The following is a 12,641-nucleotide window of genomic DNA, read 5'->3' on the forward strand; positions in this document are numbered from 1 at the left end:
ATCGGCGCTCAAACGGCACGCGACCTCTCAGAATACAAGTGTTCGAGAGCAGAGCGCCGACGCAAAGCGATGTTCATGAATATCGAGGCACCGGACATTCTCCTCGAAGGGGAGTTTCGAGATTTCAGCCGGTTCTCCGGAAGCAGTGGATGAGGCGCACGGCATCAGATGCGTTTCTTGCCCACGATAGTTTCGCCAGCGCGTCGGGGCACTAGCCTATCGGGACCGACCAGAAGGCACATGCCGTCGTCGATGTTCGACAAATAGAAGAGTGAACCTGCTCATGAGGCGACTTGCTGTGCATTCGCCTTCAAATCATGGCCGCCTGGGAGTACGCCGATGCCAGCGACGCCAGGGTCGCGCTTGGCCTGACGGCATCATGCGGGATGAGCATATAGGTCCACGGCTTTCCGCCAGTCTCCTTGGCGTGCTCGTTCGCGTGATAAATCCATTTCTGCGCAGCCTTCGCCTTTGCCTGCACAATCGGATCGGACAGCTCGTTCTTGGCCTTGATTTCGACGATCAGCTTGTCTTTGTTCGTCTCGATGACGAAGTCCGGCTCATATGACTGCCCAGATGCGTACTCAATCCGGAATTGCCCCATCGCTGGCTTCATCCATCGCAATACGCCGGTCTCGCTGCTCGATTCGGCGATCACCGCAAACTCGCGCTCGGTGTCCGAATCGAATTTCTGGTATGGATAGCAACACTTCGAGAAGCCCTCGAAGACATATTTTGGCGTCTGATTAAGAGGCTCAACAGGCGTTCGGAAATCTCGAACGAATGCCGGGCTGGGCACGTTGTAGGCCGTAGGTTTCAGCATCACGAAGCCCCGGGACACGCTCGCTCGATAGTCGGTCGCCGTCTCCCAATAACGCTCCTGCATCTGCGCGAAAATGAACCTGGCGAGGTCCTTCCCGTGCACGATCAGGACGTTTTCGACATCCTCTGGCTTGGTGAGATAGGCTTCCAGCCGCCCGACCATCTGCCCCGAAAGCTTGAAGAGAAGCTCGCTCTGGGTCTCGTAGTCTACCTGCGGCAGATCCATGAGATGACGAACGAGATAGTTTTCGAGGCGCTCTTCCTTGACCCCTTCGACGGTGCGCGCGAGGAAAGCGCGGGACTCGTCTCGCAGGCGCTGGACCATGATCTGGTCGGACAACGGCTGCTTGGCAATTGTTTCGAGATTCGAAAGATCGAAATCCCTGAAGCCGAAGTTCACCTCGCTCGTCGGCAGCACGACAATTTCGGGAATCGAAATGGTGTTCATGACGAGCTGTTTCGTGACTTTGGCTACCGTTGCCGCCACGTCCGTTTTTTGTTCGAAAGTTTCGAACGATCCCTGCTCCGGCGCCATCACCTCCTTCACGATCCGGGTGATTTCGGCCTGAACCTCGGGAGTTTCGAGCTTCTCTATGCCGGTCTTGATTTTCCGTTCGAACTCCCGCGCGATCACGTCCCAGGTGACCTTCGCGACCTCGCGCTCTTCCTGTGTTTCGAACACATATGGCTTCTGTTCGGATTCCCCGAACGCTCCGCCCTTCCCCGTCAATGACGTTTCGACGTTCGAAGCAGATTCGACGACATGCGCGCCAACGTTGGACACGTCGCCGCCGGCGCCGACGATCACCGTCTTACGGATAGAGATCAACGAATTGGGGTCGCGCGCTGCCTTGATCACATCGTCGAAACGATCATGGGCGATGACCGTCAACCGGTCGATGGCCTCGACTCCGGTCCGCTGACCATAGGGCAGTCGGAGGCCGCGCCCCAGCGTCTGCTCGGTCAGAATGTCCGAAGCGGAAGCGCGGAGGGGAACGATGGTGTAAAGGTTGGTGACATCCCAGCCTTCCTTCAACTTGTTCACATGGATCACGATGTCAGTTTGTGAATCGGTCTCCAGCGCGACAAGCCTAGCGGTCGCCTCCTCAGTTTCTTCTCCTCGTGTTCCGGAATGAACTTCAATGACGCGCCCCTTGTAGCGCCCCTGAAAGAACTCGACGGATTCGACATATTTCCGGATTTCGCCAGCGTGGCTGGTATCCTGCGCGACGACCAGCATGAAGGGATGGATCAGCTTTCGGCCTGTCTGCTGCGCATAGATCGCCAGCTCCGCCTTCGTATGTTCGTGACAGTGGATGCCATCTTCAAGCTTGATGCGCTCAAGTTGTTCGGGGGTGACACTGTCAGCGCGGAATCCCTCCCGGGTCGCAACCGCCGGGTCTTTCACAAAGCCATCCACCATCGCCTGGCCGAGTGGATAGTCATAAATGACGTTCTTGAAGGCCGTAGAGCGCGCCCCGACCGAGCGCGGAGTGGCCGTCAATTCCAACCCGATCACCGGCCGCAGTTCGGCAATCGCGTTCATGCCCGCGTTGGCGCGGTAGCGATGAGCCTCGTCCATGAGGAGGACAAGGTCCGAAAGGCCAGACAGATATTCGAAATAGCTCTCGCCTATGTACTCGTGGAGCTTGCGAATGCGGCCCTGCTCCTTGTTGATCTTGTCAACATTGAAAATGAACACGACCGCCGTATCGCCAAGAAGATCACCCCGCACGGCATAGCCGCGCTCCCAGTTGTCGCCGGTTTCGACGATGGGAGGAAGCTGCGCAAATTCTGCGATCCCCCTGAAGACATATTTTGGAGAATTTTGCTGGCTGAAGTCGGCAACCAGCTTGTCATAGATCGTTGTATTTGGAGCCAGGATGAAGAAATGCTTTGAGCGGCTGCTGAGGTAGAGATAGGCAATGAACGCACCCATCAACCGCGTTTTTCCGACGCCGGTAGCAAGGGCGAAGCACAGCGACGGGAAACTTCGCTCAAACTCGGTCACACTCGGATAGGCAGCTTTGATCGCCTCAAGCGCTGCGGCAACATCCGCAGCCTTCGAAAACTCGATAGATTCGAGCACGTCGGCGAGGATGTCCAGCGCCTCAGCCTGTGGCGTCCGAAGAGAAAGCCTAGCTTTAATCTGCTGAACCTGACGCGGCAACATCACTTTTCTCCTGTCGTATCGAAGAGCGGCAGCGTTGCTTTTGCGTTGCGGCGTTTGGGCTTCTCTACCTCGTCTGTTGCTGGTTCTTGGACGTCCTCAGAATTAATTGCATCCGGGAGATCGGCTATCTGTAGGGAATAGTCGTCTCTACCCCATTCGCATTTGGCTAGAATGGAGTGGGGTATCTTCTTCACTGTCAGATTCGGGAAGCTGTCTTCCTTTGCGTTAAATGCCTTGCAACAGACCAGAAGAGATCTTTTCGGGCCGACCTCCTCAGACAGCTTCTTCAGGGCGTCGTAGGTCAGCGACTGGGTTGTTACAAAGACGAAATCGGCCTCGGTCGAATAACCGTGCCGCCAGTATTCCGCCGTATCCTGGCTTGGCGCATACGTGAATCCAAGATGCTTGCAAAGTGCTTCCGCCAGCATCGCCGCATTGTACTCTTTCGCGATGACCCAATTCCCGAAGCGATCCTTTTCGAGGAGGGACGGTGCGAGCCGATAAAATCGAAACCCACCGCCACCCGCCCACCCAGTCGCATCGGTCACACCACCTGGATCGTCATCTTCCACGACCTTCGTCAGCCGGGGAACGATATGGGTAACGGCATGGTCGCCCAGTTCAACCATGATCCACCGGCGGCCGAGCTTTTGAGCAACTGCGCCAGTTGTCCCGGAACCTGAAAATGAATCGAGAACGAGATCGTTCTCTGTTGTGCACATCAGAAGAATTCTTTCAATCAACTCCTCAGGTTTAGGAGTCGAGAATTCGCGCCCTGCTCCGAACAGCTCCTTCTGGTGAGCCTTGGTCTGCCGTGTGGTAGGCAAGTCTGTCCAGAGACTGTTGTATGGCCTGGTCGGACTCGCCTTGGCATATTCGCGAGTATAAGGAACCCATCGGCTGGACGGCCCATCACCCCGAGTTTTCCAGATTAACTGACCCTCTGCGATAAGCTTTTTGACGGCAGCCTTTCCTAGCGCCCAGCACGCCTCTCTTCCATCGTCGTGTATCGGAAGAATTTCTTCGCCGTCGGGATCATCGATGGGGAAGAACATTGTCGGCCTATCGGTACGAAGGCTGTTCTTTCCATTCTTCTTCAGGAGCCGGTCCCGATAATAGCGACCTTCATCATCTGGACCGCGATAAGCTCGGAGGAGAGATTCATCGCCTCTTTGCTTCAATTTCGCCGCTGTAATGTTTTTTGCGTATCCAAAAATGAATTCATGATCTGGGGTAACTGGGACTTTGTTATCGTTCGGGCTATCCACTTTTCTCCAAATGAAGGTCGAGATGAAATTCTTTCTGCCAAATACTTCATCGCAGACTACCTTGAGATAGTGAGCCTCGTTGTCGTCCGCCTGCACAAAGAAACATCCGTCATCACGAAGCAGCCTATGAAGCAGAAGGATACGTTCGTGAAGCATCGTCAGCCATAGCGAGTGCTCAAGTCCGTCAGCATAATGCTCAAATGCAGAGCCGGTGTTGTAGGGTGGATCAATGTAAATGCACTTGATCTTACCTGCAAAACCCGCCTCCAGAGCCTTCAAAGCGAGTAGATTGTCGCCCTGTATAAGTATGTTGTCGAAAATGTCGGCTTCAGATCGCCGCGCGCTGGCATGATGAGACAGTGACGCATCCTCGATAAGGATTCTTGGCTCAAGCCGCGGCCGCTCATCCTTGCCGATCCAGGTGAGTTCAAGTCGTGTTTTCTTGCTCATGCCGTCAATTCCCAGCGGATCGTCATCAGGGGCGTAATCTTCGGCGTGATCGCCAGTTTCGAGGCAACATCGTTCAATTTGTCATCGATCTCTCTGCCGATCTCCCGCAGTCTTTGGAAGCTGGCGAACACAAGGTCATCGCGCTCTTGCTCCAGCTTTTTTATCCGGCGCTCTTCGACAATCTTTTCTGCCAGCGGCATTGATTGATTGCCTCGAAGCGCTCGTTTGGCGGCGTCGGCCTCGGCCTTGAGTTCCTTCTCGCGACGCTTGTTGGCGCTTTCGAGGTCCTCGGCGTAGGCCTCTAATTTCAGGGTTTCCTCGTCCAGCCACTTCCGGCTTTCGTCCTCGGCTTCCTGCTGGGCAGCCTTCATGGCTTCCCCATCGATTGCCGCCATCGTACCGGCCGGATAGGCAGCGTCCACAGGGCCGCGCGTGGCGGGCACCTGGAACAGTCGCTCGGCGGTCTCCTGAGCCAGCATCAGGCCGTCATCGGTCAGCGCTGCGACAACCATGCTATCTCGCGAGCCGAGGGCTGTTTCGGCCCTCAATAGCGAAACCTTGAGCCAGCCCGATTTTCCAGAAACCCGTTCGAGGTCAGACAGGCGAGGCTGCCCCTCGCTTCGGTAGGCCTTGTAGTCGAAAACCAGCTTCGCTTCCGGAAGCTCGCGCTTGCGCGCCTCCTCGACCAAGCTATCCGCCAGTGTCCCATCGCCCAGCCGGAAGAATTGCCATCCACGCTCATCCGCCTCGGGCCAGACTGTCGACCAGGTTTTGTTGGCATGAAGAAAGCGCGGAATGCCGTCCTTCAAGAATTTTGCGTCTGGAAGCTCGGCGCGAGCCACCAGCCAGAGGCGCTGCTCAAAGTCCGACATGGTGCGCTCGATATCAGTTGCGCGCCGTCGCAAGACGTCGACGACAGATGCATCGAACAGGTCGAAGAGGTGCTGGCGGGTTTCCGCCATATCCGCCTTGATCTGCTCTTCAAGTTCGGCTTCGAGCTTCTCGAAAGCCTCCCGAACTTCCGTCTCGCCACGGCAGCTCTGCACCACCGCCAAGACCTTTTTCTCGAAATCGATCCCGGATTCGATTGTCCCGAGCACTTGATCGCTGGCACCGAACAGGCCCTCGAAAAGGTTGAACTTGTTCTTGAGAAGCTCGTAAATCCGCTTTTCAGCTTGATTCTTGCGATTCAGCATGTTGACGACAGTAACGTCGATTTTCTGACCGTACCGATGACAACGGCCGATGCGCTGCTCTACCCTCTGTGGATTCCACGGCAGGTCGAAATTGATAATCAGCGAGCAAAATTGAAGATTGATGCCTTCCGCGCCGGACTCCGTCGCGATCAATATCGTCTTTTCATCAGACTTGAACGCCTGGACGATGGCCGTCTTCATGTCTGCTGATTTGGACCCGGAAACGGCGTCGGTGCCCTGCTTTGCCTTCTTCCAGTCCTTGTAGATTGTCTGGCTTTCCGGATCGCTGTTGGACCCGTTCATCAGCACGATCTCGCCGGCATACCCATTCTGTGACAAAATGTCAGCCAGGTAGCGCTGGGTGCGGACGGACTCGGTGAAAATCACCGCTTTCCTTTGGCCTCCCAGCGACTTTACCGCGTCAAGCACGAAGGGGAGTTGTTCAAGCAGCTTCTCGCCCTTTGCATTCGATCCGATAGATCGGGCAAGACTCAGATAGCCCTCCAATTCAGTGATCTCGGCCGCGAGCACCTTAGGATCGATCCCACCGGTGCCATCATCATCTTCGTCTCCGCCGGGACCAGATCCGGTCGAATCGGAGAGAATGGCGTCGTCGGCAATTTCCTCTTCGACCTCTGCTGTATCGTCAATATCCTCGACGACACTCACGTCTGCCACCTCGCTCTTACGAAGCCGCGCGATGACATTTTCCAGGAACAGGACGATTGCTGCGATTGACGACCCGAGGGTCTTGCGCGCGCCGATGAGCACAAGCTGGTTGGGCTTGGAGCCGAAAGCGATGGAGTCCTTGCGTTGGAGATACTCGGAAACGCCTTCGTAGAGCTGCGCTTCGCGATCATGCGGCTCGAAGTCGAATGTAACCGCAATCCTCTTCGTAAAGCTGACGTGACCGGCCTCTTGGACGTCGCGCCTGAGGTGACGCTTGTAGATCGGCGCAAGGCGCCGCCGCAGGCCTTGAAGGGACAGCCGGTCGGTGGTCCGGCCGTACATTCCGCGAAAACTCTCCTCGCCGCCGAAGAAAGAGTCATCAATGACGGAAACCAGCCCGTAAAGCTCCATGAGGGAGTTTTGCAGAGGCGTGGCGGTCAGCATTATTTTGAAGCGAGAGGCGAGTGCGTCCCGCAATTGCTTTGCCTGGGCCGACTGTCCTTTTTTATAGACATTGCGGAGCCGGTGTGCCTCGTCGATAACGACAAGGTCCCACGCAATGCTCCGAAGCTCGTCGTGTTTGCGAGCGGCATACTGATAGGACGTGATAATGACAGCGGCGGGATTGCCGAAAGGGCGGGGCTTGCCCGCCTTCACAGCGTCCCTGTGGGTTTTCGAATCGAGAACGATGCTCGGCAACGAGAACTTTTCCTGAAGCTCCTGCTGCCATTGCGTTCGCAGTGACGCCGGGACGATCAGAAGGACGTGACGCCGACGTTCAGCCCATCTCTGGGCGATGACAAGGCATGCCTCGATGGTTTTGCCCAAGCCGACCTCATCGGCAAGGATGACACCCTTGGACAGCGGCGAATGCAAAGCAAAACGGGCAGCCTCCACCTGGTGAGGCTTCATATCGACGCGAGCGGCCGAAAGGGATTTGGCGAAAGCCTCTTCATTTCGCCCCTGCAGCATAATGCGGTGAGCGAAATATTTGCCGTGGTAGCGCGTGTATGCCGTCATTTTCCCCGCCCGAGTCGCATGCCCGAGCTTCCGAACGGCTGATTCGGGCGTCGCGACGAAGGGGCATCCTAGACCGGCGGCGCCACTTCACTACATCTTTTTACCATCCGTAGTGGACTCGTTCAGTGGACTTCGTCATCTTTCTGAGCATCCCGTAGGATATCGGCAAAATGCCCGATCTCATCGATCAGCCGCGGGCCGTATCGCGCCATCTTTCTGCCCGCTGCCGTCGGCGTCTTCCGTTGCGGGCCGGTGAACAGCTTTACTTCAAAGAAGCGCTCCATCCGTCGAACGCGATCGGTGATGACAGACTTCTGAATTCCGTGCCGCTCCGCGACCCGCTCTCGCGCCCCGTCCTCCTGTGCGACGGCCTCCGACAACAATTCCGCCGTCAACTGAAAGTCCTTCAATCGCATTGAGGCCTTGTCGGCGCCTTCCGTATCCATTTTCATCCGCTTTACCCGCTCACACACCCGTTGCTTATCCGCTATATTGCGGCCTTCAGTAGCTCTCTTTGCGATAATAGGGCGACAGATCCAGTCCTTCTGGAAGCGGCAGGACCGCGAGAACCTCTACCTCTTCATCTCTGAGCTTTTTGTCACCGTAGGTTTCGCTGACGGTCTTCGGCGCGTGGCCGGTCTGGCGATCGGCCGTACGCGGATCAATTTTTGCGATCCGCATGATGTCCTTGTTTGTGTGGCGGGTAGAATGAAATGTATTTTCGAGCGGCTTGTGAATTCCGACGTTCACCAGCCGCCCATTGAGCCGCTTGGAGGCAGCACCGGCGGGATCCTCAACGCGCTTTTTTCCGTGCAGGAATGCAGCGGGAAACAGCCAGTCTTCGTGCCCGCGTGATTGGCAATAGTCGATAAAGCCGACTTGCGTGAGAGAATCATGCAAGGCGAATAACCGACGGCTCGATTTATTCTTCAATTGCCGCTTCTTCTTGCTACCATCTGGAATGGCCAAGGTCGTGGTGAGGTCGGCAACCCACCAGCCATTTGAAAGCTGATAGACGTCCTTTCCTTGAAGAAAAATGAGTTCGCCGACGCGGGCACCGGTCAACGTTCCCAAGAGCGGTAACCATTTCAGGTCTGCACGTTTCTCTTTTGCCGCAGCTCTGAACCAGAGATTTAGCTCTTCGACCGTAAACGGCGATCGCTCGACTGATTCCTTTGCATCGACCGGAATCGTAACGCTTATATCCGACAGCGGAGAGTGGAATTCGTGTTCCGCAGCCATTGTCCGGAAGAACATCCGCAATGGCGAGAAATAGTTGGCATCGATCGCTTTTCCCGACAACGTTTCAAATCGCCGAGCAGGAGACAGACCGTCGTTATAATCTGCGGCCTCCTGCCGCGTCATGTGCCGGATCCTTGGATCCTTCATATAATCCGCCGGGACGCGGGCGAGCAGGTTCGCAAAGCTTTGGAAGTCCGAGTATTTGTACTTGTTGACAGGCCTATCTCCGGCAAAGTTAAGGAAATCCGTGATCCGATTTCGATCCGTGCGCACTTTCTTATCGGCCGCATGTCCAACCCGGATTTCGATCCATCGCTTCAATTCTTGAGACGCCGGTGGGCGGATTGGCCCGCCATCTAGCGACTGGCGAAGAAGCTTCGTCAATTCTCCGATTTCTTGCTCCAGCCCGCCGCGCTGCGGCTTTGGGAGTCTTGCGACAGCCGATTTCAGGTTCTCCATTCCGCCCTTGAGCGCCTGGAGCCGCTTACCAAAGTGCTGTTGCTCCATCGAGCGTTCGACCAGAAGATTGAGCTCCAGAGTATGCAGCTCATTCTTTCGCCGTTGCTCGGCGGATTCCAGAGCTTTCTCCGAGGAATCCAGCACCGAGAGGAGCAGCCCATGTAACTCCTCTATCAAATCGTCCCGCGCGTCGTCCGTCATTCTTGCCCCTTTGCGATACAGCATGAATACCGACTCGGCGCGACCAGTCAGTAAACGGGCGATGCGAAGAGCGGGACGTTTTGCAAGCTGGCCAAGGTTCAAACGGATAGGTGCGCGCCCTAAAACGGGTTCGAGATCGCGAGGAATCCTGATCTGGAATCGCCATCCGCCGGTGCGGAGCGTAATATGCATGCTGATGTCTCGGGTACACGAGTGGGTACATTACCCGATCAAGCGATGGCATATTTCAACAATATCAATGACTTAACAGTGGCGGAGAGAGTGGGATTCGAACCCACGGTACGGTTTCCCGCACACACGCTTTCCAAGCGTGCGCCTTAAGCCACTCGGCCATCTCTCCCCGCGCGCCTTCTCATGACGGGGCGGGAGGTGATTTGCAAGGGACTGCGACCGCGACGCGGGGATTTTTCTCAAGTAATTGACAGCGTTTGGGTATTTTCGCGCTTTGGAGGCGGCTTTTAGCCCGGATGAGGCTCCCGCGGGGTCCGCAAAACGCGGTGAAAGGCCGTTTCCGTCGCCGGATCGCCTATCCCGGCCATTGGCCGAAGGGCGCCCATAACGCCGCAGACCCGGCCTCGCGTGCAAGAACGCCGGCATTGCGGTCGGCAGCCCACCCAGTACCGAGCAACACGGACGCTGCGTGGCCTGGCCGTGCCGTGGCGGCCGTCAATCAGTGATAGCGCGTGCCAACGACGGCGCCGGATGTGCGCAATGGCCAGATCATGCTGGTGTCGGGCTCGGCCTCCGGCACGCTGCCCTTCTCGTTCACGGCGTGGGCCTCCTGCAGCGCATCGACGAAGTCGGCGAACCAGTTCTGGATGGTGCCGGCACGCAGCTTGGCCATCATCGCCTCCCAACGCATCCGCCGCTCCAGCAGCGGCATCGAAAACGCCGTGGCGATGGTCCGCGCCATGCCGTCGATATCGTGCGGATTGACCAGCAGCGCGGTGTCGAGCTCGTTGGCCGCGCCGGCGAATTTCGACAGCACCAGCACGCCGGGATCGGCAGGGTTCTGCGCCGCGACGTATTCCTTGGCGACCAGGTTCATGCCGTCATGCAACGGCGTCACCAGACCGACCTGGGCGGTGCGATAAAGACCCGCGAGCACGGTCTGACTGAAGCCCTTGTTGAGGTAGCGAATAGGCGTCCAGTCGACTTCGCCGTGGCGGCCGTTGACGTCGCTGACCAGCTTGGCCAAATCGTTCTGCAGATTACCATAGGCCTCGATGGTGCCGCGCGACAGCGTCGCGATCTGCAGCAGCGAGACAGAGCGGTTGAGCGCTGGATTGAGCGTCAGCATGCGGTCGAACGCCTCGATGCGGTTGACCAGCCCCTTCGAGTAGTCGACGCGATCAACACCGATGGCCAGCTTCTCGCCGTTCAGGCTACGGCGTAGGCGCGACACGTCGGGATGGGACGCAGCCTTGGCGGCATGCTGGGCGAACTTCTCGGGATCGATGCCGATCGGGAACACCGCGCAGCGCGACGCGCCGAAGCGCGACGTCACTACGCCATCGCTGGCGTGCAGGCCGAGCTCGCAGGACAGGTAATCCAGAAAATTGTCGCGGTCGTCGTCGGTCTGGAAGCCGATCAGGTCGTAGGCCAGCATCGCCTCGACCAGTTCGCGATGATGCGGCACGCCGCCGAAAATCGCCCGGGTAGGCCACGGCGTGTGCAGGAAGAAACCGATGGGATGCGTGACGCCGAGATCGCGCAACTCGGCGCCGAGCGCAAGGAAATGATAATCTTGGATCCAGAACACCGCGTCCGGCTTGCGGAAGCGCAGCAGCGCCCGCGCCATGAACGAATTCACTTCGCGATAGGATTGATAGTCGTCATGCGAGGAGCGGATCAGGTCGGTGCGCGAATGCAGCGCCGGCCACAGCGCCGAATTGGCGAAGCCTTCGTAATAGCCGGCGTAATGCGCCGCAGGCAGATCGAGCATCGCCAGGGCGCCGGACCCGAGCGCCTCGATTTTTGCAAACGGCTCGCGCTGCGCGCCATCGCGGAGGCGGCCACTCGAGCCGACCCAGATGGCTCCGGACTTTTCGACCACGGGCAACAACGCCGCCGCCAAGCCTCCGGTCATCGGCTCGTGAGCCGTTGCGCGCGAGACGCGGTTGGAAACAACGACGAGGTTCACGGGCGGCCCCCTCCTGCTGGTACATTTATTCGGACGATTAACGTCCGTTCATCAATATGGTTCCTCGTCACCATTCGACCCAATTGAAACCAAATTCAGGCAACCGCCAGTGGAACCGCGAGTTCCATGGTTCCATTATTTTCAACAACAGCGATCCCTGTGTGAATCAGTCCTCGAGCAATCGTGCCAGCCAGGCGCGAACATCGCTCGGCTCGCCGAAATGCCCGGCGACTCCCAGCGCGTGTCGCCCCACCGAGAAGGCCAGACCATCCATGCCAGGCATGATGGCAAACACCGTTTCGTCGGTGACGTCGTCGCCAATAAACACCGGGCGGCGGCCCTTGAACGGACCGTGCGTCATCAATTCGATCACGCCGGTCGCCTTGGTGAAACCGGAATGCTTGATCTCGCACACCGACTTGCCCGGCAGCACCTCGATCGGCGCATTGGGCAGATCGGCGCGGATCGCGGAAACGGCATCGTAGATCGCCTTCTCCGCATGCGGCGCCAGGCGATAATGCAGCGCCAGCGAATAGCCCTTGTCCTCGAGCAGAATGCCGGGGCTGAGCTTGGCGATCGCCGCCAGGCGACGCTTCAGCTCCTTGTCCAGCGGCGGCGCATGCGCCGCAACGGATTCGTTTTCCATCGACAGCCGCATTTCGGCGCCGTGGCCGCCGACCGCAGGGAACTGCATCGGCGCAAAGATAAGGTCGATGTCGTTGAGCGAGCGACCGCTGACAAGCGCCAGCGCGCCGTTGGTTCGTTGCAACAGCTTACCGAGGGTGGTCGCCAGTTCCGGCGGCACCCAGACCTCGCGCGGCGTCGGCGCGAAATCGAGCAATGTGCCGTCGATATCGAGCAGCAGCGCGCAGTTGCCGAGCGCCGGCATCACTGCGCCGGGAGTCATGGTGTGACCGGACGGGACAACGTCAATGGGGGATTCATCCATCTGCTTCTCAGCCAGGTTCTGTTTCATC

General features: G+C 57.7%; 7 protein-coding genes and 1 tRNA gene. All 8 read right to left on the reverse strand.

What is annotated here, in order from left to right; genetic code table 11:
* Positions 1-310 precede the first annotated feature (310 nt).
* Positions 311-2,995 carry a DEAD/DEAH box helicase family protein gene (locus ACUXVA_RS04590; protein ID WP_445491041.1) on the reverse strand — a complete coding sequence of 895 codons (2,685 nt, stop codon included), beginning with the start codon at positions 2,993-2,995 and terminating at the stop codon, positions 311-313.
* Entirely contained in the window at positions 2,995-4,713 is a 1,719-nt protein-coding gene (locus ACUXVA_RS04595) for a site-specific DNA-methyltransferase (RefSeq protein WP_445491043.1), read from the reverse strand. The genes ACUXVA_RS04590 and ACUXVA_RS04595 overlap by 1 nt, the downstream gene beginning before the upstream one ends.
* Entirely contained in the window at positions 4,710-7,598 is a 2,889-nt protein-coding gene (locus tag ACUXVA_RS04600) for an SNF2-related protein (RefSeq protein WP_445491045.1), read from the reverse strand. Before ACUXVA_RS04600 ends, ACUXVA_RS04595 begins: the two co-directional genes overlap by 4 nt.
* A gap of 122 nt (positions 7,599-7,720) precedes the next feature.
* Positions 7,721-8,050, reverse strand: coding sequence for a LysR family transcriptional regulator (locus ACUXVA_RS04605; protein WP_445491047.1), 330 nt, complete (start codon positions 8,048-8,050; stop codon positions 7,721-7,723).
* Between the two features lie 49 nt (positions 8,051-8,099).
* Positions 8,100-9,692 (reverse strand): DUF6538 domain-containing protein, encoded by a 1,593-nt coding sequence (locus ACUXVA_RS04610; RefSeq protein WP_445491049.1) that lies wholly within the window; start codon positions 9,690-9,692, stop codon positions 8,100-8,102.
* Positions 9,693-9,771: 79 nt separating this feature from the next.
* Positions 9,772-9,861, reverse strand: a tRNA-Ser gene (locus ACUXVA_RS04615).
* A gap of 330 nt (positions 9,862-10,191) precedes the next feature.
* Positions 10,192-11,664 (reverse strand): trehalose-6-phosphate synthase, encoded by a 1,473-nt coding sequence (locus ACUXVA_RS04620; RefSeq protein WP_445491051.1) that lies wholly within the window; start codon positions 11,662-11,664, stop codon positions 10,192-10,194.
* 166 nt (positions 11,665-11,830) lie between these two features.
* Complete coding sequence (gene otsB / locus ACUXVA_RS04625; protein ID WP_413776431.1) at positions 11,831-12,640, reverse strand: trehalose-phosphatase; 810 nt, start codon at positions 12,638-12,640, stop codon at positions 11,831-11,833.
* Between the last annotated feature and the right edge of the window lies 1 nt (position 12,641).

It is taken from the genome of Rhodopseudomonas sp. RCAM05734, assembly GCF_052658035.1.

What these genes read in the sequence shown, in the direction of transcription:
- ACUXVA_RS04590 (WP_445491041.1), bottom strand. Translation starts at nt 2,995, where the DNA reads ATGTTGCCGCGTCAGGTTCAGCAGATTAAAGCTAGGCTTTCTCTTCGG.
- ACUXVA_RS04595 (WP_445491043.1), bottom strand. Translation starts at nt 4,713, where the DNA reads ATGAGCAAGAAAACACGACTTGAACTCACCTGGATCGGCAAGGATGAG.
- ACUXVA_RS04600 (WP_445491045.1), bottom strand. Translation starts at nt 7,598, where the DNA reads ATGACGGCATACACGCGCTACCACGGCAAATATTTCGCTCACCGCATT.
- ACUXVA_RS04605 (WP_445491047.1), bottom strand. Translation starts at nt 8,050, where the DNA reads ATGAAAATGGATACGGAAGGCGCCGACAAGGCCTCAATGCGATTGAAG.
- ACUXVA_RS04610 (WP_445491049.1), bottom strand. Translation starts at nt 9,692, where the DNA reads ATGCATATTACGCTCCGCACCGGCGGATGGCGATTCCAGATCAGGATT.
- otsB (WP_413776431.1), bottom strand. Translation starts at nt 12,640, where the DNA reads ATGAAACAGAACCTGGCTGAGAAGCAGATGGATGAATCCCCCATTGAC.